The organism is Cedecea neteri, from assembly GCF_000758305.1.
In the GTDB taxonomy this organism is placed as follows: domain Bacteria; phylum Pseudomonadota; class Gammaproteobacteria; order Enterobacterales; family Enterobacteriaceae; genus Cedecea; species Cedecea neteri_C.
The window spans coordinates 4265890-4291137 of sequence record NZ_CP009458.1 but is presented as its reverse complement, the minus strand read 5'-3'; the positions used below and the strand labels follow the sequence as shown (position 1 = coordinate 4291137).

20 protein-coding genes and 2 tRNA genes are annotated in these 25248 nt (G+C 54.2%); 11 read left to right on the top strand and 11 right to left on the bottom strand.

Going from position 1 to position 25248, the window contains the following annotated elements; all coding sequences use genetic code 11:
- Positions 1 to 296: 296 nt before the first annotated feature.
- The 4 genes from LH23_RS19960 to puuD form a co-directional block, all read right to left on the bottom strand.
- Positions 297 to 1577, bottom strand: coding sequence for an NAD(P)/FAD-dependent oxidoreductase (locus LH23_RS19960; protein WP_039295002.1), 1281 nt, complete (start codon positions 1575 to 1577; stop codon positions 297 to 299).
- Complete coding sequence (gene puuC, locus LH23_RS19955; protein ID WP_039294999.1) at positions 1574 to 3067, bottom strand: aldehyde dehydrogenase PuuC; 1494 nt, start codon at positions 3065 to 3067, stop codon at positions 1574 to 1576. Before puuC ends, LH23_RS19960 begins: the two co-directional genes overlap by 4 nt.
- 137 nt (positions 3068 to 3204) lie before the next feature.
- Positions 3205 to 3762 (bottom strand): HTH-type transcriptional regulator PuuR, encoded by a 558-nt coding sequence (puuR, locus tag LH23_RS19950; protein WP_039294996.1) that lies wholly within the window; start codon positions 3760 to 3762, stop codon positions 3205 to 3207.
- Positions 3763 to 3787: 25 nt separating this feature from the next.
- A complete protein-coding gene (gene puuD / locus LH23_RS19945) occupies positions 3788 to 4552 on the bottom strand; it encodes a gamma-glutamyl-gamma-aminobutyrate hydrolase (protein ID WP_008454959.1) in 765 nt (254 codons plus the stop codon).
- Positions 4553 to 4764: 212 nt separating this feature from the next.
- Between puuD and LH23_RS19940 the strand changes: the two genes are divergently transcribed.
- On the top strand, positions 4765 to 6183 hold the full coding sequence (locus LH23_RS19940; protein WP_039294991.1) for a glutamine synthetase family protein: 1419 nt from the start codon (positions 4765 to 4767) through the stop codon (positions 6181 to 6183).
- A 378-nt stretch (positions 6184 to 6561) separates the two neighbouring features.
- Positions 6562 to 7950 (top strand): APC family permease, encoded by a 1389-nt coding sequence (locus tag LH23_RS19935; RefSeq protein ID WP_039297012.1) that lies wholly within the window; start codon positions 6562 to 6564, stop codon positions 7948 to 7950.
- A 105-nt stretch (positions 7951 to 8055) separates the two neighbouring features.
- On the opposite strand, the gene LH23_RS19930 is transcribed toward LH23_RS19935, so the two are convergent.
- From LH23_RS19930 to LH23_RS19915, 4 genes are all read right to left on the bottom strand, one after another.
- The gene (locus tag LH23_RS19930; RefSeq protein WP_039294989.1) at positions 8056 to 10746 is read right to left on the bottom strand and encodes an AAA domain-containing protein; all 2691 of its coding nucleotides are present in this window, start codon (positions 10744 to 10746) and stop codon (positions 8056 to 8058) included.
- Between the two features lie 285 nt (positions 10747 to 11031).
- Positions 11032 to 11107: transfer RNA gene (locus tag LH23_RS19925), tRNA-Asn, on the bottom strand.
- Between the two features lie 128 nt (positions 11108 to 11235).
- Complete coding sequence (locus LH23_RS19920; protein ID WP_039294985.1) at positions 11236 to 13017, bottom strand: aminopeptidase P family protein; 1782 nt, start codon at positions 13015 to 13017, stop codon at positions 11236 to 11238.
- Positions 13018 to 13038: 21 nt separating this feature from the next.
- The gene (locus LH23_RS19915) at positions 13039 to 14493 is read right to left on the bottom strand and encodes an AMP nucleosidase (protein ID WP_039294982.1); all 1455 of its coding nucleotides are present in this window, start codon (positions 14491 to 14493) and stop codon (positions 13039 to 13041) included.
- A 200-nt stretch (positions 14494 to 14693) separates the two neighbouring features.
- On the opposite strand from LH23_RS19915, the gene LH23_RS19910 reads away from it, so the two are divergent.
- Complete coding sequence (locus tag LH23_RS19910) at positions 14694 to 16331, top strand: methyl-accepting chemotaxis protein (RefSeq protein WP_039294979.1); 1638 nt, start codon at positions 14694 to 14696, stop codon at positions 16329 to 16331.
- Here the strand turns inward: LH23_RS19910 and LH23_RS19905 are convergent.
- A complete protein-coding gene (locus LH23_RS19905) occupies positions 16328 to 17248 on the bottom strand; it encodes a LysR family transcriptional regulator (protein ID WP_039294976.1) in 921 nt (306 codons plus the stop codon). The genes LH23_RS19910 and LH23_RS19905 overlap by 4 nt on opposite strands.
- 111 nt (positions 17249 to 17359) lie before the next feature.
- Here LH23_RS19905 and LH23_RS19900 point away from each other — a divergent pair, with 111 nt between their 5' ends.
- The 4 genes from LH23_RS19900 to LH23_RS19885 all read left to right on the top strand — a co-directional run bounded on the left by LH23_RS19900 (position 17360) and on the right by LH23_RS19885 (position 20246).
- Positions 17360 to 18367: a zinc-binding alcohol dehydrogenase family protein gene (locus LH23_RS19900; protein ID WP_039294975.1), complete on the top strand. Its 1008-nt coding sequence runs from the start codon at positions 17360 to 17362 to the stop codon at positions 18365 to 18367.
- A 1-nt stretch (position 18368) separates the two neighbouring features.
- On the top strand, positions 18369 to 18674 hold the full coding sequence (locus tag LH23_RS19895; protein ID WP_039294972.1) for a putative quinol monooxygenase: 306 nt from the start codon (positions 18369 to 18371) through the stop codon (positions 18672 to 18674).
- A 62-nt stretch (positions 18675 to 18736) separates the two neighbouring features.
- Positions 18737 to 19390 carry an oxygen-insensitive NAD(P)H-dependent nitroreductase NfsB gene (locus LH23_RS19890; protein WP_039294969.1) on the top strand — a complete coding sequence of 218 codons (654 nt, stop codon included), beginning with the start codon at positions 18737 to 18739 and terminating at the stop codon, positions 19388 to 19390.
- Between the two features lie 151 nt (positions 19391 to 19541).
- Positions 19542 to 20246 (top strand): helix-turn-helix transcriptional regulator, encoded by a 705-nt coding sequence (locus tag LH23_RS19885; protein ID WP_039294964.1) that lies wholly within the window; start codon positions 19542 to 19544, stop codon positions 20244 to 20246.
- A 9-nt stretch (positions 20247 to 20255) separates the two neighbouring features.
- On the opposite strand, the gene LH23_RS19880 is transcribed toward LH23_RS19885, so the two are convergent.
- Both LH23_RS19880 and LH23_RS19875 read right to left on the bottom strand, forming a co-directional pair.
- Positions 20256 to 20891: an acyl-homoserine-lactone synthase gene (locus LH23_RS19880; RefSeq protein WP_039294960.1), complete on the bottom strand. Its 636-nt coding sequence runs from the start codon at positions 20889 to 20891 to the stop codon at positions 20256 to 20258.
- A gap of 557 nt (positions 20892 to 21448) precedes the next feature.
- Positions 21449 to 21524: transfer RNA gene (locus LH23_RS19875), tRNA-Asn, on the bottom strand.
- Positions 21525 to 21715: 191 nt separating this feature from the next.
- Between LH23_RS19875 and LH23_RS19870 the strand changes: the two genes are divergently transcribed.
- The 4 genes from LH23_RS19870 to LH23_RS19855 are packed head-to-tail and all read left to right on the top strand — an operon-like array spanning position 21716 to position 25135.
- Positions 21716 to 22081 carry a hypothetical protein gene (locus LH23_RS19870; protein WP_039294958.1) on the top strand — a complete coding sequence of 122 codons (366 nt, stop codon included), beginning with the start codon at positions 21716 to 21718 and terminating at the stop codon, positions 22079 to 22081.
- Between the two features lie 48 nt (positions 22082 to 22129).
- Positions 22130 to 24016 (top strand): protein-disulfide reductase DsbD family protein, encoded by a 1887-nt coding sequence (locus LH23_RS19865; RefSeq protein ID WP_039294954.1) that lies wholly within the window; start codon positions 22130 to 22132, stop codon positions 24014 to 24016.
- Positions 24013 to 24642 (top strand): DsbA family protein, encoded by a 630-nt coding sequence (locus LH23_RS19860; RefSeq protein WP_039294953.1) that lies wholly within the window; start codon positions 24013 to 24015, stop codon positions 24640 to 24642. Before LH23_RS19865 ends, LH23_RS19860 begins: the two co-directional genes overlap by 4 nt.
- Complete coding sequence (locus LH23_RS19855; RefSeq protein ID WP_039294949.1) at positions 24632 to 25135, top strand: protein disulfide oxidoreductase; 504 nt, start codon at positions 24632 to 24634, stop codon at positions 25133 to 25135. The genes LH23_RS19860 and LH23_RS19855 overlap by 11 nt, the downstream gene beginning before the upstream one ends.
- Positions 25136 to 25248 lie beyond the last annotated feature (113 nt).

The following is a 25248-nucleotide window of genomic DNA, read 5'->3' as shown; positions in this document are numbered from 1 at the left end:
GCGAGTCGTCGGTGAATGCGTTGCATGCTACGTTGCCGCTTAAGCAATGAATAGCGGGGGTTATTGATGAAGACTTTCAAAAATTCTGGCTGGTAATATCTGGGTGTTATTGACTGTAAATTACTTTAAACCACCTTATTTTTTCCTTAATTATATCTAACGTAACGTGAAGTTTTGGCGGTCATACAGCGGTGGGCCGTTAATAAAAAAACGCACGGAGGGGATCGCTCCGTGCGTCGGGTTATTGCTCGTCAGTCTCAGCGTGACCGAGCCTTTCGAACAATAGCGAAGGCAAATTAAACCCCAAGGCGATCGCGAAGACTGTAGTAAGCCGCGCCCATTGCGGTAAACGGAATGCGGAACGTGCGGCCACCCGGGAACGGGTAATGCGGCAGGTTGGCGAAGGCATTGAAGCGTTCCGCATCGCCGCGCAGCAGTTCTGCAATCAGGCGGCCAGCCAGGTGGGTATAGGTCACGCCGTGCCCGCTGCAGCCCTGGCTGTAATAAATATTCTTATCCAGACGGCCCACCTGCGGCAGGCGAGACAGCGTCAGCAGGAAGTTCCCGGTCCAGCTGTAGTCAATCTTCACGCCTTTCAGCTGCGGGAAGGTTTTCAGCAGGTTTGGCATCACCAGGCGTTCAATATCCGCCGGGTCACGGGCGCCGTACACCACGCCGCCGCCGTACAGCAGGCGGTTATCGGCGGTCAGGCGGTAGTAATCCAGCAGGTAATTACAATCCTCCACGCAGTAATTTCTCGGGATCAGCGAACGGGCCAGATCTTCCCCCAGCGGCTCGGTGGTCAGTACCTGCGTGCCGCACGGCATGCTGCGCTTCGCCAGTTCAGGTTCGAGTTTATTGCCGAGGTAAGCGTTGCCGGCGACGATCACGTACTTCGCCGTGACCTTACCTTTTTCTGTGCTGACGATGGCCGGGCTGGCATGCTCAATGTGGGTCACCGGAGACTGCTCGAAAATGCGCCCGCCGTTCAGGCGAATCGCATTGGCCTCGCCAATGGCCAGATTGAGCGGATGAATATGGCCGCCGCTGTGGTCGAGCAGGGCGCCGACGTAGCGGTCGCTGTTCACCTCGCGCTTCAGTTCGCTGGCGTCCAGCAGTTCAAGCTGGGTGTTGCCGTAGCGTTCCCAGTTGGCCTTTTGCTCTTCCAGAGTTTCCATTTGTTTGTGGTTCATCGCTACAAAGAGGCCGCCCGGGCGATAGTCACAGTCAATCTGGTAGCGCTTGATGCGCTCGCGAATAATTTCCCCGCCTTCGAACATCATACTGCCGAGCATTTTGGCTGCTTCCGGGCCATAGCGGCGCTCAATCACGTCGATGTCGCGGCTGTAGGAGTTCACCAGTTGCCCGCCGTTGCGCCCGCTGGCACCGAAACCGATGCGTGCGGATTCTAAGAGCACCACGTCATAACCCATTTCTGACAGATGCAGCGCGGACGAAAGGCCGGTGTAGCCGCCGCCAACCACGCACACATCGCAGGTCACGGACTCGTTCAGCTGCGGGAACGGCTCATATTGGTTGGCGCTGGCCGCGTAATAGCTGGTGGTATGTTCAGTCATGATGAAGGCTCCAGGGCAATCCAGATGGTTTTCAGTTCGCTAAATTTCTCAAGGGCATGCAGGGATTTATCGCGGCCGTTGCCGCTCTGCTTGTAGCCGCCGAACGGGACGGTCATATCGCCGTCGTTGTAGTTATTGACGAAAACGGAACCGGCTTTAAGGCTGCGGCTCATGCGGTGGGCGCGGGAGAGATCCCGGGTCCACACGGCGGCGCCGAGGCCATAGTCGCTGTCGTTGGCAAGGGCTAGCGCCTGGGCTTCGGAGGTGAAGCGAGTGACGACGAGCACCGGGCCGAAGATCTCTTCCTTGCCGACCCGTGCATCTGCGGTTGTGTCGGTGAAGATTGTCGGGCCGATAGCCGCCGGGTGAGTGCTGTTCCGCCCGTCGAGCGCCAGCTTGCCCTGGCTTTCCCCGTCGCGAATAAAGCCGTGAACGTTGTCGGCGTGGGCGCAGTCGATCAGCGTCCCCATAGTGGTTTCCGGGTCGAGCGGGTTGCCGGGCTGCCAGTTTTTCGCCTGCTCTTTCAGCAGGGCAATAAACTCGTCGGCAATGCTTTCTTCCAGCAGCAGGCGCGTCCCTGCGATGCAGACCTGGCCCTGGTTATAGAAAATACCTGCGGCGGTGGTTGCCGCGGCTTTTGACAGGTCCGGGCAGTCGGCAAAAACGATGTTGGCGCTTTTTCCGCCGGCTTCGAGCCAGACACGTTTCATATTGCTGTCGCCCGCATCTTTCAGCAGCTGTTTGCCGGTGCGGGTGGAGCCGGTGAAGGTAATCACGTCCACGTCCGGGTGCTGAGCCAGCGCCTGGCCTGCCTCATGACCAAGTCCGCTCACGACGTTAAACACGCCGTCCGGCAGGCCTGCTTCTTTAGCCAGAGCCGCAAGACGAATCGCCGACAGCGGTGATTTTTCAGAAGGCTTAAGGATCACGCTGTTGCCTGCCGCCAGCGCCGGGCCGAGCTTCCAGCAGGCCAGCAGCAGCGGGAAGTTCCACGGCACAACGGCGGCAATCACGCCAACAGGTTCGCGCACAATCAGCGCCAGCTCGTTAACGCCGGTGGTGGCGACTTCGCCGTACACTTTGTCGATGGCTTCAGCGTACCAGCGAATAGCGCGGGCGCTGCCCGGAATATCATCACGCAGGCTATGGCGGATAGGCTTGCCGGTGTCGAGCGTTTCCAGCAGCGCCAGCTCCTCGTGATGCTGTTCCATTAGATCTGCCAGCTTACTGAGAACGGCTTTGCGTTTGGCCGGGGAAGCCTGCGCCCAGTCACCGCGATCAAAGACATCGCGGGCGGCCTTCACCGCAATATCGACGTCCGCTTTTTTGCCTCGCGCCACTTCGGCAAGGTCACGCTGTGCAAAAGGATCGACGGTACTAAATGTTTCACCGTCCTGCGCAGCGCAATATTCACCGTTAATAAACAAGCGAGTTTCCGGCGAGGTATTTTTGGCTTTCTCCTGCCAGTAATTAAGATGCTGAAAGTCCATGATGACTCCTTTTATTCAATCGGATAAATGGCCTTACTGGGTTCTTCAGGCAAATTTGGGCTGCAAAAAGCCCCAGGAAATAAGTCCTGTTAAAAAAGGTTTGGAAATAAGGCCTGAATACTCAGGCCTGAAAATAATTAGAACGTGGTGGGGGTGTGGGCGCTGATAATGCGGCAGATGCCTGCCGAGGTGTTGCTGAAGCTGTGCGGCATGCCGGTATTAATGGCATAACTTTGCCCCGCAACCAGGTGCCAGGTCTGGCCGTTAACGGTCAAAACCACTTCACCTTCCAGTATCGTGCCCGTCTCCTCACCCTGGTGTTTGATCCTCTCGCCGGTGGTGGTTCCCGGTTGATAGGTCTCAATGATCATCGCCAGCGTACGGTTAGGATTCCCATTGTGTATTAATTTCATTGAAACACCCTGACTGCCTATTTCAATCAGATCGTCGTAATTGATAACGACCTGCGGCTCATCAGGTTTTTCCGGTTCCGCGAAGAACTCGGAGAGCGACAGCCCGTAGACTTTCAGCAGCTTTTGCAGCGTACTGATGGCAGGACTGACTTTGTCCTGTTCTATGGTGCTGATGGCGCTATGCGTTAATCCAGACAGTTCGGCGGCACGACGTTGAGACAGACCCAATTGCTGGCGGATCTCTGACAAACGTTTACCCGGCGCCAGGCCGTCATCGCTCATAGTGGCATTTCCTTAACGGTAGTGGTCAGAGCCGCTGCTTTTCAGCGAGGTGGTTCTGACTGGCGGTGATAAAACCCTCAAGCAACAAACGCGATAGTGCATATTCGCTACTGTTCCATTCCGGATGCCACTGAACCCCGAGGGCAAAAGGATGATCGTGAACGCTCGCAGCTTCCACCAGACCATCCTGTGAACGCGCCTCGACGCGCAGCAGCGGACCCAGCGTTTTCGCTCCCTGGCCATGTAATGAATTCACCCAAAACGTGTTGCAGCCCGGTATCAACTGCGAAAGCAATCCTCCCTCATGAACCTGGACTTCGTGTGATGGGGCATACTGCTGCTCCACCGGGAGTTCCGGATCTTCACGGTGCTCCAGAAACTCAGGACGATCGCTCAGGCGACGATACAGAGTCCCGCCGGTGGCGACAACAAGTTCCTGTAAACCCCGGCAGATGGCGAAAATGGGGATGCGCCTTTTGAGCCCGGCGGCGATAAGCGCCATGCTCAGTTCATCACGCCCGGGGTCGGCGTCAGGCTCATCGCCGTTTTCACCATAGAGGTGCGGCTGCACGTTGCTGGGGCTGCCCGGCAGGAAGATCCCGTCCAGTTTTGGCAGCAGCGCTTCCAGCAGTTCAGGCTCTGCCAGCGCGTGGGGAAGGGCTATGGGTAAGCCGCCCGCGTTCAATACCGCATTCAGGTACTTTTCTTGCAACGTTTGGGTCAGATGACCCTTAAGCCTGTTTCTGCACATCACAACACCGATTAACGGCTTGTCAAATATATCGACCATGATCAACCTCACATTCTGGACTAAATTATTTCCAAACGATTCCATGTTGGCCATTTCCGTTCAATATTTTCTCAACTTAGCAGTGGTTTAACTGTCTTGCAAACTTAAATTAACATTTGACAAACATTTTATTTCGCACCATTGTCGATAAGTGGACATTATATTTAACGGTCGACATCAGCGACCGGCATCCAACGCAACGGCGGTGAATCATGGAAACCAATATCGTAGAAGTTGAGAATTTTGTTCAGCATTCCGAAGATAGACGAAGTAGCGCGTTTGCACGCGAAGTGAATACCTTCCTTGAACGTTATCCTAATACCCAATATGTCGATGTCCTTCTCACTGACCTTAACGGCTGCTTCCGGGGAAAACGAATTCCGGTGGCCGGGCTGCGTAAGGTAGAGAAGGGCTGTTACTTCCCGGCTTCCGTGTTTGCCATGGATATTCTTGGGAACGTAGTAGAAGAGGCCGGGCTGGGGCAGGAGCTGGGTGAGCCGGACCGCCGCTGTGTGCCGGTGCTGGGCACGCTCACCCCTTCGGCGGCTGACCCGGAATTCATCGGCCAGATGATGCTGACCATGCTGGATGAAGATGGCGCTCCCTTTGACGTTGAGCCGCGGAACGTGCTGAACCGACTCTGGCAGCAGCTGCGCCAGCGTGGGCTATTCCCCGTGGTAGCGGTAGAGCTGGAGTTCTATTTAATTGATCGCCAGCGTGACGCCGAAGGCTACCTGCAGCCGCCCTGCGCGCCGGGCACTGACGACCGCAATACCCAAAGCCAGGTCTACTCCGTCGATAACCTGAACCACTTTGCCGATGTGCTGACCGATATCGACGATCTGGCTCGCCTGCAGCTGATCCCCGCCGACGGCGCGGTAGCGGAAGCTTCGCCGGGGCAGTTCGAAATCAACCTGCACCACACCGATAACGTGCTGGATGCCTGCGATGATGCGCTGGCGTTAAAACGCCTGGTGCGAACTGTCGCAGAGAAGCATAAGATGCACGCCACTTTTATGGCGAAGCCGTATGAAGAGCATGCGGGCAGCGGGATGCATATCCACATTAGCGTGCTGAATAACAAAGGCGAAAACGTGCTGGCGGACGCCGATGGCGAAGACTCAGCGCTGCTGAAACGCGCGCTGGCGGGCATGATCCACCTGATGCCGTCGTCGATGGCGCTGCTGGCCCCGAACGTGAACTCGTGGCGCCGCTTCCAGCCGGGGATGTACGTCCCGACTCAGGCTTCGTGGGGGCATAACAACCGCACCGTGGCGCTACGCATTCCGTGCGGCGACCGGGACAACCACCGCGTGGAGTATCGCGTGGCGGGGGCGGATGCCAACCCGTATCTGGTGATGGCGACAATCCTGGCCGGGATTTTACACGGACTGGACAACGACCTGCCGCTGCAGGAAGAAGTGGAAGGCAACGGGCTGGAGCAGGAAGGGCTGCCGTTCCCGATCCGCCAGAGCGACGCATTGTGGGAGTTCACCCAGAACGATCATCTGCGCGACCTGCTGGGCGAGCGTTTCAGCCACGTTTTCCATGCGTGCAAACACGATGAGCTGGTGCAGTTTGAGCGTTTAATCACAGAAACTGAAATTGAGTGGATGCTGAAAAACGCCTGATTGTGGCGCCTGCCCGGCAGAGCTTACATGGCCGGGCACGCTAATAAATAAGTAGCATCATACGGACTGAGCGGAGCCAGGCCGGACGTTTTGCAGGGCAACCTGCCATTTCCCGAAGTCGCGTAATGGAGCGCGGGCGGCAACGGGTCTTCAGTTAACGACAATGTGTACGACGAGGAAATGAAATGATGCAGACGCAAATGTTTAAATATCCGCACGGCGAGGGCGAACGCTGCTGCCGTATTGACAACGACGGGCCAGCGGCCTGCGTGAACCTTATTCCCGTACCCCGACAGTTACGATTAACCCCCAGGCTAAGCAGGTTTGCCCGAACGAACAATGTTTCGCAAACCTGTATCCGCGTGGGGGGACATCGTCATGGCGACTAACTCTACCGTAGACATTGCTTCGCAGGCGGGGAAACCGCAGCTGCGTAAATCTCTGAAACTCTGGCAGGTGGTGGTGATGGGCCTGGCCTATCTCACGCCGATGTCGGTGTTTGATACCTTCGGGATTGTGTCCGGCATCAGCGACGGCCACGTTCCGGCATCTTACCTGCTTGCGCTGGCGGGAGTGCTGTTCACCGCCATCAGCTACGGCAAACTGGTACGCCAGTTCCCGCAGGCGGGCTCAGCTTATACCTATGCCCAAAAGGCCATCAGCCCGCACGTAGGCTTTATGGTGGGCTGGTCCTCGCTGCTGGACTACCTGTTCCTGCCGATGATTAACGTCCTGCTGGCAAAAATCTACCTTTCGGCGCTGTTCCCTGAAGTCCCGCCGTGGATTTGGGTGGTAGGTTTTGTCTGCATCCTGACGGCGGCCAACCTGAAGAGCGTCAATCTGGTGGCGAACTTCAATACCCTGTTTGTGCTGGTCCAAATTGCCATCATGGTGGTGTTTATCATTCTGGTGGTGCAGGGGCTGCACAAAGGCGAAGGTGTGGGCACTGTCTGGTCGCTACAGCCGTTTATCAGCGAAAATGCGCACCTGATCCCGGTGATTACAGGCGCGACGATAGTCTGCTTCTCGTTCCTCGGCTTTGATGCGGTGACCACGCTGTCGGAAGAGACACCCGATGCGGCGCGCACCATTCCTAAAGCCATTTTCCTGACTGCGGCCTACGGCGGCATTATCTTTATCGTTGCCTCGTTCTTTATGCAGCTGTTCTTCCCGGACATCAGCCGCTTTAAAAACCCGGACGCAGCGCTGCCGGAGATTGCCCTCTATGTCGGCGGCAAGTTGTTCCAGTCGATTTTCCTCTGCACGACCTTTGTGAATACCCTGGCTTCCGGGCTTGCCTCCCACGCCAGCGTTTCTCGCCTGCTTTATGTGATGGGGCGCGACAACGTCTTCCCGGAAAAATACTTCGGCTACGTGCACCCGAAATGGCGCACCCCGGCGCTGAACGTGATCATGGTGGGGATCGTGGCTCTGTCCGCGCTGTTCTTTGACCTGGTGACGGCGACGGCGCTGATCAACTTTGGCGCATTGGTGGCCTTTACCTTCGTGAATCTGTCGGTGTTTAACCACTTCTGGCGTCGTGAAGGGCGCAATAAAACCTGGCGTGAGAAACTGCACTACCTCATTTTGCCGCTGATTGGTGCGGCGACGGTGGCGGTGCTGTGGGTGAACCTGGAAGTCACATCCCTGACGCTTGGACTGGTATGGGCGGCGGTCGGCATTCTGTATCTGGCCTTCCTCACTCGCCGCTTCCGCAGGCCACCGCCGGTGTTTGACGCCACGAAGGCGGAGCGCGCCTGGGAGTAAGGTGTGTTGCGTTAGAGAATAGAAAGCCCGCTTAAGGAGAATTAAGCGGGCTTTTATTATTCTGTTACTGCCAAAAATAGCGGCAAATGTACAGGTAATGGTTGGCTATCCTACTAACTCTACCTGGTTTTCCAGCATGCTCGACAGAAGAAAGTTCGCTATCTTTTCCTCAACTTTGCTATCGGTAGTTTTGAGTCTCAGCAGCGCAATACCACTCTCTTTCAGGATTGTATTTTTCAATTCATCACGTTCACGTTGTTTGGGCATTTCGTGGTGATGGCCGTCTATTTCAATAACTGCGAGAGGCAGTTTTCCAACGTGAAAATAAAAAACAAAATCACAGCTAGCGCCTTGTGCCAAAAACTCTTTTTGACGTTGACTTAAACGGATATTGGAATTCTTTACCAGCTGTTGTAGCAAAATTTGCTTATGGAAAACAAGCGAATGGTACTCTGCTCGTTGCAGTACGTCTTTTATTACACGCGTTGCAATCTGCTCTGACAGGTAAAAGGAGTCTTTTGCACTTAGCCTGCGCCTTAACCTGTCTAATGAGCGATCGTACTCTTGATAGAGCAAGTCGAAAGCGCTGACTACGGGGCTGTAATGAATCTGCGCCTCGTTGGAATAGTATTTCATGTAACGTACTAGCGCCGCGATATGTTTGTTATTACCAGTGAAAACATTTTCCCCTGTTGTTAAGGTAAAGCGTTTTTGTGCCCTTGAAACAGCCACATTAATTAAGTGTGGGTCGTCTACAAAATCGAGTGTTTTGGCATCCATTTTTTTGTCTATAACGGTTGAAAAAACAATCTGCTCACATTCTCTTCCCTGGAATTTATGGACGGTCGAGGTAATAAATTCCGACGGCAGCATTTGTTCAGAAAGTGAAACTTGTGCGTTGTACGGAGAGATAAAGCCGCAGCTATTCGAGCTACTATCGGAGACTTCCATGAAAGATTCAATTTCTCGCTGATTTTTATAGCCTCGGGCATGGTTACCTTTTGCGGTAATAATCAAAGAGAGAGCATCCTCACCTTTATCACGGGTCATAACAACGAGCTGATTGTCATAAAATTGCTTGTTGCAGAAATGAATAATCCTGGGATGACAGCGATAGTGCTCTTTCAGCAATGTGACGGGAAGAGACTCGTCGTATACGCCGAACAGTGAATCCAGCAGGCTTTTACTGTTGCAGTCATAATAAGGTTTCGGGGCCGTAATAGCTGTTTTCTCCGGTACGTGTGGGAGTTGTTTACGATCGCCGACCACAATCACATTTCGGGCGCATGCCAGCGCCAGAATCCCCGGGACAATATCCTGCTGAGAAGCTTCATCGATAATGACATAGTCCAGCAGCTTACCCTGAGCTAATGAGTTTGCGATAGAATGCGTGCTGCTGCCAATAATAGGGTAGCGCTGGATAAAGTCGGCAAATTGTTCATGGTAAGTATCTGCTGAAAACTTAATGTTTACCGGAATGGCATGTTTTAGATACTGCTTCAAAAATGCCAGAGAACCTGAGGTGACATGCTGCAATAATTCTTCAAACTTATTTTTTTCTAGAAAATTTTCTTTTTCGATTAACTCACGTTGTGCTTGCTGCAGTCGCGATCTGTAGAAATAGTGCTGAAGAGCAATGAAGAGTGTTTGCCTTTTCTGCCGGGTATTCAGTGGCTTTGTTCTGAAGATGCCAAATCTAAAAAGGAGCGACAGGCGATGACGCCAGTCGAGTTTATCGTCGGGCACAGCGTTAATGAACGCCATAAGATCGGTAATTTTCTCTTTTTTTAGTCCGAAGCCTGTCACATCTGGCAGCGTGTTAAGAGTATGTTCTTCAAGCCACTGCTGAAGGTATTTGTCTTCTATGTTTAGTTCATCAATTTCTGCCTGTAGTTTTGCGACATCACCTTGTGTGCTTAAGTGATTTTTAAGTTTTTTAATTTGCTCGGTTAGCTGCATTTTTTCGGGCGCAGAAATGATTTGCTCGAAAGGTTTTGAGGGTTGTTTATCAAAGAACGCTGCTCGTTTTTCCGTACTGCCCAGTTTTGCCACCAGGTAATCAAGACCCACTTTCCCAAGTTTTTCGTAGACGTTATCGACCGCAGAATTGTTATTTGAGACAACGGCAACGGTACCGTTGCTAAGCAGAATGTTTGCAATAATATTCAATATGGTCTGGGTCTTTCCAGTGCCAGGAGGACCTTCGATGACAGATATTTGATGGCTAAAGGCTTTCTGTATCGCCTGCATTTGGCTTTCATTCAATCCGAAGGGATAGATGAAATTCTCTGGAGCAGGACGGGATGCATTTTGACCGGAACAATAAGCTTCAAGCGCGGTGTCAGGATGAGCAATGAGCTTGTCCATCTGTCTGACAATGTTTCCAGCAATGTTTTCTTTCCCCGCCGAGGCCTGCAAAGCACGTTGTTCAGCAATACGACGAAAGTATGAAAAAACGGAACTCTGCTTTAAAGAGGACTCGGTGACTAACTGGATATCTTCGAATTTATAAATCCAAATTTTTTCAGAATCAACATATTTAATAAGTGCATATTTATTACCAATAATTTGCGCTTTATCGATACGTTGTGCGTTTGGCTGGCCTTTACGGAACAATATGTTGCTATTAGTTTCCACTGTGGGGATCACACGGCAGACGCTAAGGGGACGAGTGTATGTTTTCCCTGAGGGGAAATGGCATGTCAAATGAACGGTGTCGTTACTTTTGGAATTATATAGTGTCCAGTTTGAAATTTTGGCGGTTTTATCTTCCCCATCAACAACGATGGTGACCATTTCTCTTCTCCCTGAGTTTAGCGAAAGTCAAATACTATACCGGAGTACCTATTAAGGGGGAAGTTAGAGTTTAATAAATTAATTTAATTAAATGCTGCCTTTGTTGTTTGGGTGAAGTTTTATTTTCTGGGACAGCGCATTAAATGCGTTATCGAATGTATGAATAATTTCTTCCAGCGTAGCGGAAAAACTGAACAGGCACGGTTAGATACATCATGCTGACTGGGTGGAGCAGGATAAAAAAGCAAAAAGCCTGCTTAGTTTCCTAAGCAGGCTTCTTAAATATGGCTCCTCTGACTGGACTCGAACCAGTGACATACGGATTAACAGTCCGCCGTTCTACCGACTGAACTACAGAGGAATCGTGTGAACGGGGCGAATACTAACGGCGTGAGTCCGGGTTGTCAAAGGCTGTTTTGGTGAAATGCGTTCAACTGCCGATTAATCCAGCAAATCAATGAAGAAGGCCGCAAAAGCGGCCTTAAATGGTTACTGCTTGCGCAGTTGACTGACGGGCAATGTGGCGGCATCAAGCCACTGACGAGCTTCTTCGTTCACGCGCGGGGAGAGCGTTTCCCGTACCTGCCGGTGGTAATCGTCAAGCCAGGCGATGTCCTGCGGGCTGAGCAAATCAACGTTGACGGCTGACAGGTCGATAGGGATCAGAGTCAGCGATGAGAATTTGCAGAAGCCAGTCTGGGAGGCAATGACCTCGACCTGGTTTTCGATGCGGATCCCGTGGCTGTCCGCCTGGTAATACCCCGGCTCGATGGTGATGATATTGCCCGGCAGCATCGGCCACGGGTTCACCTTCTTCGCCATGCGATGCGGGTTTTCGTGGATCATCAGCCGGTGGCCAACGCCGTGCCCGGTGCCGTGGTCGTAGTCCAGCCCCAGCTCCCAGAGAGGGCGGCGGGCAAAGGCATCGAGCTGGTGGCCCTGAGTCCCCTGCGGGAACTGCAGCGAGATCAGCGCCAGGAAGCCTTTCAGCACGGCGGTGTAGTGCAGGCGGCGGGTGGCATCCAGCTCGCCAAAGCTGAGCGTGCGGGTGGCGTCCGTCGTGCCGTTGATATACTGCCCGCCGGAATCATTGAGGTAGAACTGCGCGGCAGTAAGGGCGAAATTCGTTTCCGGCGAAGAGTGGTAGTGGCACATCGCGGCGTTGCTGCCTGCTGCGGAAATGGTGCTGAAGCTTTGCTCGGTAAAGGTGGAGCCCTGTTGGCGGAAGCTCAGCTGTTTTTCCTGGGCTTCCAGCTCGGTGACTGGATTGCCTGCGGCTTCGCGGCGCGGCACTTCCCGGGTCAGCCAGGCAAGGAAATTCACCCAGGCCACGCCGTCTTCGATGTGGCTGTCGCGGTAGCCCGCCAGCTCGGTGTCGTTTTTATTGGCTTTGATTAGCGTGACAGGGTCCGGTGCCCACAGCACGCTGCCCCCGCCTTGCTCCACGGCAAAGCGCACGGCGACCGGCGCAGAGTCCGCGTCGATGAGGATGCGTTTCCCTGTCGCTACTTGCTGGCAACGGGCAAGGAATTCACTCATCGGGCGGATCGTGATGCCGTTGAGCCAGGCTTTATTCAGCTTCCGCAGTTTGTCTTCTGCTACAAACCATTCGATGTCACCGTCGGCGCTCAATAGCGCGAAGGAGTGCGGCACCGGGCTCATCGGAATATCGGCACCACGCACGTTCAGCAGCCAGGCGATGTTGTCCGGCTGCGTCAGCGCCAGATAATCCGCCCCGGTTGTGCTCAGCCCTTGGGCGATCCGCTCACGCTTTGACGCAGCGCTTTCGCCACTGATTTCGTCCGGCATGGCGATGATTTCCCCGCAGGGTGCCGCCGGGCGGTCAGGCCAGATAGTATCGAGCGGATCGTCATCCACAGCCACCAGATCGCAGCCGCTGGTGCGCAGGCTTTCGTACTGGCTGTTGACCATCAGCAGCGGTTCGAAGGCAATGCGTTTGCCCGCCGGAAGATTGTCTCGTAGCCAAAGGTGCAGCGGCTCGTCGTGCAGATGATGAATCTCGAACTCTGCCAGGTTCACCTGATGGCGAGCCTGAACCTGATAGCGCCCGTCCACAAATAGCAGGGCGCGGTCGGCAAGCACTAGCGCCAGCCCGGCGGAACCGGTAAAGCCACTGATGAACTCGAGTTTATTGTCATGAGGCGCGCAGTATTCGCTCTGATGGGCGTCGGCACGTGGCACGATGATCCCATCCAGTTCGCGCTCCCTGAGCAGCACACGAAGTGCGCCGAGTGATGAAGTGTGTTGCATCCAGCTTCCTAATTATTGTTGTTAACGGAACGGCGGCTCATTGAAGGTACGCAGCTTGCGCGAGTGCAGCTTTTCACCTTCGGCGCGCAGCAAATCAATGGCGCGAATGCCAATCTGCAGGTGCTCGGAAATCGCCCCTTCATAGAAACGGTTAGCCTGGCCCGGCAGCTTGATTTCGCCGTGCAGCGGTTTGTCTGATACGCACAGCAGCGTGCCGTACGGCACACGGAAGCGATAACCCTGGGCAGCAATCGTTGCACTTTCCATGTCGATAGCCACCGCGCGGCTGAGGTTAAAGCGCAGCGCAGAAGCTGAATAACGCAGCTCCCAGTTGCGGTCATCGGTGGTGACTACCGTCCCGGTACGCAGGCGCTGTTTCACTTCTTCGCCCGGCATGCCGCTCACTTGTTTGGTGGCGTCATAAAGGGCACGCTGCACCTCGGCGATGCTTGGGATAGGAATATCCGGCGGCAGCACCGCATCCAGCACGTGATCGTCGCGCAGGTAGGCGTGGGCCAGCACATAGTCGCCAATTTGCTGGCTTTCACGCAGGCCGCCGCAGTGGCCAATCATCAGCCAGGCATCGGGGCGCAGTACTGCGAGGTGGTCGCAGATGGTTTTGGCGTTGGACGGGCCGACGCCAATGTTAATCAGCGTAATGCCGCTGCCGTTTTTATCGATCAGGTGCCAGGCGGGCATCTGGTGTTTCTTCCACGCCAGGTCGGAAATTGCCTCTTCCGGGGCTTCGGTTTCGGCGGTAAGCCAGGTGCCTCCGGCGCAGGACAGGGCGATATACGGGCTGTCCGGGTCAAGGATTTGCTGGCAGCCCCAGCGAACAAACTCGTCCACATAGCGCGTGTAGTTGGTGAACAGCACGAAGGGCTGGAAGTGTTCCACCGGCGTGCCGGTGTAGTGGCGCAGGCGAGCCAGCGAGAAATCCACGCGGCGGGCGTCAAAGTGCGACAGCGGCCAGGCTTCTGTCGGGTGGAACAGGCCATCGGCGGTTTCATCGCCAATTTGCGATAGCTCGGTGGTTGGGAAATGGCGCGTCAGCCCGGCACTCATCGTGCGGTCCAGGTTCAGGCCGTCAATCACGTATGGGTAAGGGATCTCGTGCTGAGAAGGGCCAACCTCAATGTGCACGCCATAGTCTTCGCTCAGCAGGCTCAACTGCTCGTGCAGGTAGCTCTTAAACAGCGCGGGACGGGTCACCGTGGTGGTGTAGCTGCCGGAGTGGGTAAAGCGGGCATAGGAGCGGGTGTTTTTCGGGCCACGGGGAACGCCGTCCCAGCTCACCCGCAGTTCAGGGTAGACAAACAGCCCGTCGGAACGCGCGTCTACGTCCGGCAGCGTGCCATGTTGAGTGTAGAGGGCAATCGCATCGCGAAGGGCGGTTACCGAGTTTTCATACAGCGCTTCCAGCTTGTCCAGGGCTTCAGCAGGCGTCAGCCCCTGGCATACAACGTTATTATTCATTGATTCTCCTTTACCGGTTCTCGCCGGGTTAGTGTCTCAGTATGTCATGCCGTGAGCAGAACGGAAGTGGAAGACAGGGCGAGATGCGAGCCTCATAAAAAATTCATCACAAATAAATGAATACCCGCGCAAAGATTGCCGATAACCCCTGTGATACCCGAGCTTGATGGGATAACGACAATAACGATGAGGGGAACAACATGGGAATGTTAAAGAATTTTACCGTACGCCGGGTGCTGCTCACTGTGCTGGGGCTGTTTTGCCTGCTGTGGTCAGCCGTGGGCGTGTTTACCGTTTATTCGCTGGCGAAACTGGGGGACGGTAACGCCGTTGACCATCAGCTGGTGTCGCAAATGACGATACTCAGCAAAGGAAACGACCAGTATTTTCGCTTTATTACCCGTCTTTCGCGGGTGATGGAAGCGAAGGCGGCGGGGGAAGCTACCGATTTTAAGCCCGTGCAGGAAGCGCTGGATAACATGAAAAGCGAGCTTGAGCGCCTGAAAAGCGTTTCGCCTGGGCCAATGGATCCGGCCGTTTCCGCCGACATTATCGAAAAATGGCAGCAGCTTTTAGATAACGGCGTGGCGGTGCAGATGCAGCTTGCTCAGCAAGGAAGCGCGGCGGATTATCGCCAGCAGGCCACCCAGGTCACGCCGCCGCTCAGCCGTGCCTTCGGAGCCAGCAGCAATAAGTTTACTGCCGTGGCAGAAGAACGTCTGGATCGGACTCGGGTTGCCGTGGACTCGCTGACTCGCCTGATGAAAGTCACCGTATTGGTGGCGATTGTGATTGGGCTACTGATCCTGCTGTTTACCGATCGTTATCTGGTGAACCTGCTGGTGAAACCTCTGGACCGAATTCGGGATCATTTCTCGGTTATTGCGAAAGGCGATCTCAGCCACCCGGTTGAGGACTTTGGGCGTAACTGTGTCGGCAAACTGTTCCCTCTACTGGCCGAGATGCAGGGCAGCCTGCGTGATGCGGTGAGCGCGATTCGCAGCGGCACGGAGAACATTTATCGTGGCTCGGCGGAGATCTCTTCCGGCAATAACGATCTCTCTTCTCGCACCGAAGAACAGGCTGCCGCGCTGGAAGAAACCGCCGCCAGCATGGAGCAGCTCACGGCCACGGTTAAATTCAACGCCGAGAATGCCCGCCAGGCCAGCAGCATTGCGGAAAAAGCCTCCCAAACCGCCAGCCGCAGCGGCAAGCTGGTGGGCGACGTGGTTATCACGATGGAAGGGATCTCCGACAGCTCCCGCAAAATTAGCGAGATCACAAGCGTCATCAACAGCATTGCCTTCCAGACCAACATTCTGGCGCTAAATGCTGCCGTTGAGGCCGCGCGCGCTGGCGAACAGGGCCGAGGTTTTGCGGTGGTAGCGGGGGAAGTGCGCAACCTGGCCAGCCGCAGCGCGGGCGCTGCGAAAGAGATTGAAACGCTGATTGCCGACTCAGTGAATCGGGTGAACAGCGGCGCGGCGCTGGTGAACGAGGCTGGCAACACCATGAAAGAAGTGCTGAAGGCCGTATCCGACACGACGCAAATCATGAAGCAAATTGCCTCGGCGACGGATGAGCAGAGCAAAGGTATTTCTCAGGTGAGCGTGGCGGTCAGCGAAATGGACAGTGTGACTCAGCAAAACGCTGCGCTGGTGGAGCAGATCTCCGCTGCAGCGGCGGCGCTCGAAGGCCAGACTGAAATGCTGCAAAAAGCGGTAGCGCGTTTCCGCCTGTCCGGGCGCGAAGAACAGGCCGTGGTGGAAACGAAGGTCAAACCTCAGACAAAAGCCGCCGCTGCCACCACGGCAGGTGATGACTGGGTCACGTTTTAAGCTTCGATAGCGGGCAGGGTGCGCATCGCGTTTTCGCAGCGCGCCTTGACCGCTTCATGTAGCAGCCGCACCGTGGTAGACAGCTGTTTACGGTGCGGGCAAATCAGATTCAGCGGAATACTGTCCCCTTCATACTGCGGCAGCAGCAGCTTTAAGCGGCCTGCCTGCACATCTTCGCTGACATCCAGCCAGGATTTGTAGGTAATGCCTTCCCCTTTTACCGCCAGCCGGTGAATGACTTCCGCATCATCGCTCATCATCGAACCTTTCACCGCCACCTGCTGCATTTTGCCACGCAGGCTGAACGACCAGCTATTGTGCACCCGCCCGCGAAGTACAAACGTCAGCGCATTGTGTTGGGCCAGATCGGCAAGGGTTTCAGGTTCGCCATAGCGCGCCAGGTAAGCTGGAGAAGCGACCAGCACGCGGCGGTTTTCTGGCGCGACGGGCAGGGCGATATACGACGCGTCATCATTGTTGCCGTAGCGAAAAGCCACATCCACCGGATCTTTAAACACATCGGTGATTCGATCGGAAAACAGAAGTTTCAGGCTTAACGCCGGGTAAGTACTGCGAAATTGCTGAAAAACATCCAACAGGAGATTGCGCCCAAGATCGGAAGGGACGGCGATTTGTAACGTGCCGCGTACTTCATCGCTGGGGGGCTGGATCTGTTCATACCCGGCATCCAGTGTCTGCAGCACCTGCTGGGCGTAAGGCAGCCAGGCTTCGCCTTCGGGGGTCAGGCGCAGGCTGCGCGTTGAGCGGGCGAACAGACGAATATTAAGATTCTGCTCCAGGCGCTTAATGGCGGTGCTGACCTGGGCCGGCTGCAGGCCGGCTTCCCTGGCGGTATCGCTAAAACTGTTTAACGCCGCCGCCCTGACAAACAGCGCAAGGTCTTCCAGCCTGAGCATTTTCACTCTCCGAGTATAAGTGTTGTTTCCTGACGCCGGTTTTTCACCTGCCGCGCTCCTTGTACCATGATTTTACTCAATTGATGAACCTATTACCTTATTGGAGCTGCTATGAAAGCTATTGCTATTACCCGCGCCGCAAAAGACGGCAGCAATATTGATGCGTTGCAGGACATCACGCTGCCGAAACCCGTTGCTCAGGGGCGCGACATTCTGGTGGCGGTGAACGCCATTTCCGTCAACCCCGTTGATACCAAAGTTCGCAGTGGCTTTAGCGGCGACGCGCCTCGTGTGCTGGGCTGGGATGCTGTTGGGACCGTTGTGGAAGTGGGTGAAGCCGTCACGCTGTTCAAGCCCGGCGATGCCGTGTGGTATGCCGGGTCTCTGACCCGCCCGGGCAGCAACAGTGAGTTTCAACTGGTGGACGAGCGCATTGCGGCACTCAAACCTCAGTCCGTGGAAAATGCCGCTGCTGCCGCATTACCGCTGACGGCGATCACCGCGTGGGAAATGCTTTTCGATCGCCTGGGTATTAAGGAAAACGGCAGCGAAGATGCAGTGCTGCTGATTGTGGGCGCTGCCGGTGGTGTGGGATCAATTCTGACGCAGCTTGCCCGCAGGCTGACGAAAGCCACCGTGATTGGCACCGCCTCTCGCCCTGAAAGTCAAAAATGGGTGAGCGAACTCGGTGCCCACCACGTCATCGACCACAGTAAACCGCTGACGGAAGAATTGCAGCGCATTGGCGTGAAACACGTTACGCACGTTGCCAGCCTGACCAATACTGAACAACATTATGCCCAGCTGATTGAGGCGCTCATCCCGCAGGGGAAATTTGCGCTGATTGATGACCCGACAGCGCTGGACGTTCGCGCGCTGAAGGCCAAAAGTATTTCGCTGCACTGGGAGTTTATGTTCACCCGCTCGATGTTCGTCACCAGCGATATTATTGAGCAGCACAACCTGCTGACGCGCGTGGCTACGCTTATCGACCAGGGCGTATTAAGAACTACGCTCGGTGAACACTATGGCACAATTAACGCGGATAACCTTCGCCGTGCCCATGCGCTGCTGGAAACCGGGCGTGCGGTGGGCAAAATTGTGCTGGAGGGGTTCTGATATGGCAGCAACAGAAACTCTGACGATTATTGCCATGCTGAAGGCGAAAGCCGGCCAGCAGGATAACCTCAAAGCCGCACTGAAAGCGCTGGTTGCGCCGAGCCGCCTTGAGCCTGGCTGCCTCGACTATACGCTGTTCCAGCTTCAACAAGAGCCGGATACGTTTTACGTTCGTGAGTCGTGGCGGGGGCAGCAGGCACTCGACGTGCATAATTCTCTGCCTCACTTCCAGGCATTTGTAAAACAGATGGACGCGCTGCTGGCGGAACCGCTGAAGCTGGTACCGCTGGACGAAGTTACCGTTTAACTTTTTACGCGCAGTGGCCAGGCTGGTCGCTGCAAAATACAAAGACTCATTCAGGAAAAATAATGAACATTGTTGATGCTGCCTCCCGGCGTTATGCCACGAAAGCTTTTGATGCGACTAAAAAAATTGCTGCCGAAGACGTGGATAAAATCAAAAATCTGCTGCGCCTGAGCCCGTCGAGCACCAACTCACAGCCGTGGCATTTCTTGCTGGTTAGCAGTGATGAAGGCAAGGCGCGTATTGCGAAAGCGACTACCGGGCCTTACGCGGCAAACGAGCCTAAAGTACTGAATGCTTCACATGTCGTGGTGTTCTGCGCCAAAACGGTTTATGACGATGCACACCTGCAAACATTGCTGCAAAAAGAGCAGGCAGATGGGCGCTTTGCTACCGAACAGGCCAAAGAGGGGCAGCACAAAGGTCGTTCTTTCTATGCCAATAAACACCGTTTTGACCTTAAAGATGCGCAGCACTGGATGGAGAAGCAGGTTTATCTCAACCTCGGCACGCTGCTGCTGGGCGTTTCCACCCTGAACATTGATGCCGTGCCGATTGAAGGCTTTGACGCCGCCGCGCTGGACGAGGAGTTTGGCCTGCGTGAGAAAGGCCTGACTAGCGTGGTGATGGTGGCGCTGGGCTACCGCAGCGTGGAGGACTTTAACGCTGGACTGCCAAAATCACGCCTCGATTTCAGCCAGATCCTGACCGAAATCTAAGGCGTGATAATAACTTGATTTAACTTTTATTGGCTGACGCAGGAATGGGCATTAGGCCATTCCTGCGTTTATTCATCAAATCGGTGGCATTGAGGTGTGGCAAGCGTAGGGAAATGATCTATACTTTGCTCTCTTAATTCTACGGACGGCGATGGTTGTGAAGGACACGTATTATAATGACAGCAAAGTAAATTCATTAATTCAGCGCGAACTTGATGAATTTATTCTGGATTACAAACATACGACCTACGCGTATGCTGTGATGAATAAGAAAGATCCTTCCCAAATGCGTATTATTAATAATAATCCGCAATGGTTTAACATTTATCTCGATAATAAATATCAATTTATTGACCCAGTCATTGTCCGGTCTCTCAGCAGCCTGGAGGATTTTTCATGGGACAGCGGGATGATGGTCTCTTCCGGGTATACGCTGAAGCGTATTTTTGATGAAGGTTCGCAGCACAATATTGTGCAAGGGCATACTTATCCACTCCACGACTACGTGAACAATCTTGCGGTGCTTTCGCTGATTAGCCATCAGCCTTCAGATGTAAATCTTATTGAAAATCGTGAGGCAGTGATCGCCTTCTTTATCAAGCTGCACCAAAAGATGCTGAATTTATACAGCGATATTCGGCAGAAAAAGAATGTTTTCTTGTCACCGCGTGAGCAACAAATTTTGCAATGGGTCTATACCGGAAAAACTTATGCCGAGATTGCGACTATCTTGTCCATTACCGAGCGGACGGTGAAATTCCATATGGGCAATGCCATGAAAAAGCTTGGCGTTAACAATGCCCGTCACGCGGTTAAATTAAGTATCGAACTCAGGTTGTTGGATCTGGGTGCCTGACCGACGAGACTAAAGGTTATTGAGCTGGGTAAGCGTCTCACGCAGCCATTCGCTGTTTTTATCTTTATTAATAATGTCTTCTATAACCTGTTGATTAGCAGGCATGTAAATATAATAAACCGCCTCGCCCTTTTCTGAGAGCCCTTTCTGCAGTACATCAACTTTCCAGTTGGCCTGACGGAAAATGGCGTACATCCCCCGACTGGTTACCGCGTGCATACCGGGATAGCTATTTTTCATGCAATACATAATCAGCGCCAGAAATAATGCTTTACTGGCGGGCAGGGTGCGTAAATTACCTTCATCACGACGATCTTTGTCGAGGAATAATCGGGTGATCTCACAGCATGGAATATCTTTTGGTAAACTAATGTTATTAAAATATTGATAAAATATTTCATCTGTCATGGTCGGATGTTTGGCATCAATAAAGCGTGCGCCGCAAAATAATTTACCTTCCAACATGCCCATTAAATAAGTTGTATTTGCGTTATCGAATTGATCTCTTTCCTGATTATCTTCACATTCCACCTTCCATTCGAGCCGTTCGTGAAATGTTTTTTTGCGTAACGCATACAATTCCCGGGCGAGACCGGGATGTAAATCATTATGATTACTTATAAAAAATTCAATTGAAGAACACATCGCGTATCCCTGTATGTGGAGGTCCCCTGTACTTAAAGACAGCTTTTTTTTGGCTAAGGCCTTCTCTAAACTTAAAAAAATCCTGACCGGCCGCGCCAACACGCAAGCGGGTCAGGCGGTCAAAGACCTGAGCAACACCAAGGGAAATGTTCACAGATTATTATCTAGTACACCGATTTCCCGATGCACAAGATTGTAAGCACTTGTAATTTTACATTACAAAAAATAAAAATAAAGAAACTTAAGCCCCTGCATTTGCGGGGGCTTTTCTTTTATATCTCTTAAGAACGCTACTCGTTCAATGCATTTCCCTGCAATATACCGCAATTCTCCGAGAAAATTTACTCACATAACGGCCATCGTACGGGAAAAATATTTTATTGCAGGGCAGGGGGTGTTGCGCGAAAAGCGTACGGCATAACGAAATAGTAGCCGACTAATTAAAAAAGTGAACCGTCGATACAGAGGAAAAGTGAATTTTGTGAGGCGGTGAAAACTGCGTGAAAAATCAAAAGCAAAAAGCCCGCTTAAGTTTCCTTAAGCGGGCTTCTTAAATATGGCTCCTCTGACTGGACTCGAACCAGTGACATACGGATTAACAGTCCGCCGTTCTACCGACTGAACTACAGAGGAATCGTGTGAACGGGGCGCATATTAGCGAGGCCACACAGGCTTGTCAAAGGCTCACAGGCACCTTTTATATCGTTTGCTGATAAAACAAGCAAACTTCGCCAGAAGTCATGCTCAGACATAACTTTACAGCACAAAGATTGCCAATCTTACGCCAGCCGCTAAGATAAGCCGGGTTAAACAGTGAGGGCCTGATGATAAAACAGCGGCGGATAGGGATTTGGTTTCTTTGCCTGGCATGTGTTGTGGTACTGGTTTGTACCGCACAGCGCATGGCGGGCCTGCACGCGTTGCAGATGGAAACCGCGGCCAGCGCCGTTGCTGCTCAGGTCGATAACCCGCAGGCGGACGGTGACTCGCCGGTTACACCGTGCGAACTTAGCGCCAAATCGTTATTGAGCGTGCCGCCAGTTTTGTTTGACGGGGCGTTGTTCGCACTTTGCCTGCTGCTTTCTTTGCTGGCGCCCGTGCGTGCCACGCGGATGCCGTTCTCTCCGCCAAGAGCCACTTCTCCACCTACCCTCAGGGTACATCTTCGTTTCTGCGTCTTCCGTGAATGACAGACCGGCTGTGACCCACAGTTAGTTAATCATTTATGGAGAAAAAACATGTTTATTCGCTTCAGGCAGGCGCTGCTGTGCCTGTTCATGCTATGGCTGCCTGTGTCCTGGGCGGCAGAGTCTGGCTGGCTACAATCGCCGGATAACGATCACGCCAGCGTCAGGCTGCGCGCGGACACCTCAGGCAACAACGACACGCGTCTTTTACTGGACGTGAAGCTCGAAAAAGGGTGGAAAACCTACTGGCGCTCCCCTGGGGAAGGCGGCGTAGCACCAGCCATTGCCTGGCAGGGTGATATGCCAAAAGTGGAGTGGTTCTGGCCGACGCCTGCGCGCTTTGACGTCGCCGGGATCACGACCCAGGGCTATCACGATCGGGTCACCATTCCGATGGTGTTTCACGGCCCGGTGCCGGAAACAATCCGTGGCGTGCTGACGCTGTCTACCTGCAGCAACGTCTGCCTGCTGACCGATTATTCCTTTAGCATCACGCCTTCTGCGGCAGATACCCAGTTTGCCCATGATTTCGCTCAGGCGATGGGTCAGGTGCCGGTTGAAAGCGGATTGACTGACTCGCTTAAAGCAGGCTATCGCCAGGGAAGTCTGGTGATCAGCGCCGTGCGTGCCGGAGGTTGGACGAACCCTGGCCTTTATCTGGATCCGCCGGAAGAGGCCGATCTTGGTAAACCAACCTTCCATATTGACGGCGACTCACTGCAGGCCACGGTGCCGGTCAGCGACAGTTGGGGCGAGGGAGCGCCAGATCTGCGTGGGAAATCGGTCACCCTGGTGCTTGCCGACAACGGCATTGCTCAGCAAAACACGCTCACCATTGGTTCCGCGCCTGCCGTGGCAGGAGGAAATGATGCCTTCCCGCTTTGGCAGGTAGTTCTGATGGCGCTGGTGGGCGGCCTGATCCTTAACCTGATGCCGTGCGTACTCCCGGTGCTGGGGATGAAGCTGGGCTCGATTCTGCTGGTGCAGCAAAAAGATCGGGGCCTGGTGCGGCGTCAGTTTTTAGCCTCGGTCGCGGGAATTATTGCTTCCTTTATGGTGCTGGCGCTGCTGATGACCGTGCTGCGGCTGACAAATCAGGCGCTGGGCTGGGGCATTCAGTTCCAGAACCCGTGGTTTATCGGCTTTATGGCGCTGGTGATGCTGGTGTTCAGCGCTAACCTGTTTGGGCTGTTTGAATTCCGGCTTTCTTCCAATATGAACACTCGCCTGGCAACGCAGGGTGGCAATGGCATGGCCGGACATTTCTGGCAGGGTGCTTTTGCCACGCTGCTGGCGACGCCGTGCAGCGCACCTTTCCTCGGCACGGCGGTGGCGGTCGCGCTCACGGCTTCTTACCCGGTGCTATGGGGGCTGTTCCTGGCCTTAGGGCTGGGGATGAGTCTGCCGTGGCTGTTGATTGCGCTTCGTCCCGGCCTTGCGATGCGATTGCCTCGCCCTGGAAAGTGGATGACCTGGCTGCGTCGCGTGCTTGGCCTGCTGATGTTAGGTTCGGCTATCTGGCTGGCAAGCCTGCTGTTGGTGCATTTCGGCGTTTCGGCTAGCAAGCCTGCACAGGAAAACATCGCCTGGCAGCCGCTCAGCGAGCAGGCGATTCAGGACGCCCTGGCGCAGCATAAGCGCGTTTTTATCGATGTCACCGCCGACTGGTGTATTACCTGCAAAGCCAACAAATACAACGTGCTCAACAAAGAGGACGTGCAGGCTGCGCTGCAGGCGCCGGATGTGGTTGCCCTGCGAGGTGACTGGACGCTGCCATCCCAGCAAATCACTGACTTTTTAAGAAGCCGCGGCCAGGTCGCCGTGCCGTTCAACCAAATTTATGGCCCAGGCCTGCCGGAAGGAAAAGTGCTGCCGACGCTGCTGTCCCGCGATTCGGTCCTGACTACCCTGGATGATGCCAAAGGAACGAAACAATGAAATATGCATTTATTTTAATCTTATCGCTGTTCTCCGGCCTGGCGCTGGCGGTAAAAGAAGAGCCCGCCCCGTTTTCTGCCGAGCAGCAAAAGCAACTGGAAGTGTTGATTGAGCAAGCGTTGTTTAACGATCCGGCCAGTCCGCGATTCGGCGCTAAAAAGCCCGTGTTAACCCTCGTGAACTTCACAGATTACAACTGTCCGTACTGCAAACAGCTCGATCCGATGCTGGAAAAAATTGTGCAGAAATACCCGGATGTGGCGGTGATCGTGAAGCCGCTGCCGTTTAAAGGCGAAAGCTCCGTGCTGTCGGCACGCACTGTCCTGACGACCTGGCGTCAGCATCCGGAACAGTTCCTGGCGCTGCATGAAAAACTGATGCAGAAGAAGGGCTATCACGACGCGGCGAGCATTGCGACTGCGGTTGAAAAGAGCGGGGCAACGCCGGTTACGCCGGATGAAAAAAGCATGGAAACCCTAAGCACCAACCTGCAGTTAGCGCGTATCGTGGGCGTGCAGGGCACACCAGCCACCATTATTGGCGATGAAATGATCCCCGGGGCGGTGCCGTGGGAAACGCTGGAAGAGGTGGTAAAAGAAAAACTGGCGGCCGCCCATGACAAGTAAACTGCGGCGCTGGCTGCGCGAGGGATTAATTCTGCTGGTTTTACTGGCGGGCGTGATGCTGGTAATGGACTGGTGGAGAGCGCCCCAGTCGCCAGTGGCTTTTGATGCCACGCCGCTGCACACGCTGGACGGGCAGGATGTCACGCTCGGCGCGCTGAGCGCAGAACGCCCGCTGCTGGTCTATTTCTGGGCCAGCTGGTGCGCCGTCTGCCGCTTCACCACGCCGGACGTGGCGAAGTTACAGGCCGAAGGGCAGAACGTAATAACCATTGCGCTTCGCTCAGGCAATGAAAGCGAGGTTTCCCGCTGGCTGGCGCGAAAAGGGGTCCAGTTCCCGGTGGTCAATGATGCCGACGGGTCTATCTCCCGCAGCTGGCAGATTGGCGTCACGCCGACGTTTGTCATTGTCGATAAAGGGCAGGTGGTGTCCACCACCAGCGGCTGGACGAGTTACTGGGGAATGAAAATACGCCTGTGGTGGGCCAGCATGTGAATCATCGTGCCGGCTTATCACCGGCACGTTATTTTTGGCCGGAATGCACCATCACGGTGCATTTGTACCTCTTATGGGGCATAAACTCGCCCCTTGTTTCGTTAATCCTCGCG

What these genes read in the sequence shown, in the direction of transcription:
- LH23_RS19890 (WP_039294969.1), top strand. Translation starts at nt 18,737, where the DNA reads ATGAACATTGTTGATGCTGCCTCCCGGCGTTATGCCACGAAAGCTTTT.
- LH23_RS19880 (WP_039294960.1), bottom strand. Translation starts at nt 20,891, where the DNA reads ATGTGTTCTTCAATTGAATTTTTTATAAGTAATCATAATGATTTACAT.
- LH23_RS19920 (WP_039294985.1), bottom strand. Translation starts at nt 13,017, where the DNA reads ATGCAACACACTTCATCACTCGGCGCACTTCGTGTGCTGCTCAGGGAG.
- LH23_RS19930 (WP_039294989.1), bottom strand. Translation starts at nt 10,746, where the DNA reads ATGGTCACCATCGTTGTTGATGGGGAAGATAAAACCGCCAAAATTTCA.
- LH23_RS19910 (WP_039294979.1), top strand. Translation starts at nt 14,694, where the DNA reads ATGGGAATGTTAAAGAATTTTACCGTACGCCGGGTGCTGCTCACTGTG.
- LH23_RS19940 (WP_039294991.1), top strand. Translation starts at nt 4,765, where the DNA reads ATGGAAACCAATATCGTAGAAGTTGAGAATTTTGTTCAGCATTCCGAA.
- LH23_RS19900 (WP_039294975.1), top strand. Translation starts at nt 17,360, where the DNA reads ATGAAAGCTATTGCTATTACCCGCGCCGCAAAAGACGGCAGCAATATT.
- LH23_RS19860 (WP_039294953.1), top strand. Translation starts at nt 24,013, where the DNA reads ATGAAATATGCATTTATTTTAATCTTATCGCTGTTCTCCGGCCTGGCG.
- puuC (WP_039294999.1), bottom strand. Translation starts at nt 3,067, where the DNA reads ATGGACTTTCAGCATCTTAATTACTGGCAGGAGAAAGCCAAAAATACC.
- LH23_RS19855 (WP_039294949.1), top strand. Translation starts at nt 24,632, where the DNA reads ATGACAAGTAAACTGCGGCGCTGGCTGCGCGAGGGATTAATTCTGCTG.
- LH23_RS19915 (WP_039294982.1), bottom strand. Translation starts at nt 14,493, where the DNA reads ATGAATAATAACGTTGTATGCCAGGGGCTGACGCCTGCTGAAGCCCTG.
- LH23_RS19870 (WP_039294958.1), top strand. Translation starts at nt 21,716, where the DNA reads ATGATAAAACAGCGGCGGATAGGGATTTGGTTTCTTTGCCTGGCATGT.
- LH23_RS19885 (WP_039294964.1), top strand. Translation starts at nt 19,542, where the DNA reads ATGGTTGTGAAGGACACGTATTATAATGACAGCAAAGTAAATTCATTA.
- LH23_RS19865 (WP_039294954.1), top strand. Translation starts at nt 22,130, where the DNA reads ATGTTTATTCGCTTCAGGCAGGCGCTGCTGTGCCTGTTCATGCTATGG.
- LH23_RS19935 (WP_039297012.1), top strand. Translation starts at nt 6,562, where the DNA reads ATGGCGACTAACTCTACCGTAGACATTGCTTCGCAGGCGGGGAAACCG.
- puuR (WP_039294996.1), bottom strand. Translation starts at nt 3,762, where the DNA reads ATGAGCGATGACGGCCTGGCGCCGGGTAAACGTTTGTCAGAGATCCGC.
- puuD (WP_008454959.1), bottom strand. Translation starts at nt 4,552, where the DNA reads ATGGTCGATATATTTGACAAGCCGTTAATCGGTGTTGTGATGTGCAGA.
- LH23_RS19960 (WP_039295002.1), bottom strand. Translation starts at nt 1,577, where the DNA reads ATGACTGAACATACCACCAGCTATTACGCGGCCAGCGCCAACCAATAT.
- LH23_RS19905 (WP_039294976.1), bottom strand. Translation starts at nt 17,248, where the DNA reads ATGCTCAGGCTGGAAGACCTTGCGCTGTTTGTCAGGGCGGCGGCGTTA.
- LH23_RS19895 (WP_039294972.1), top strand. Translation starts at nt 18,369, where the DNA reads ATGGCAGCAACAGAAACTCTGACGATTATTGCCATGCTGAAGGCGAAA.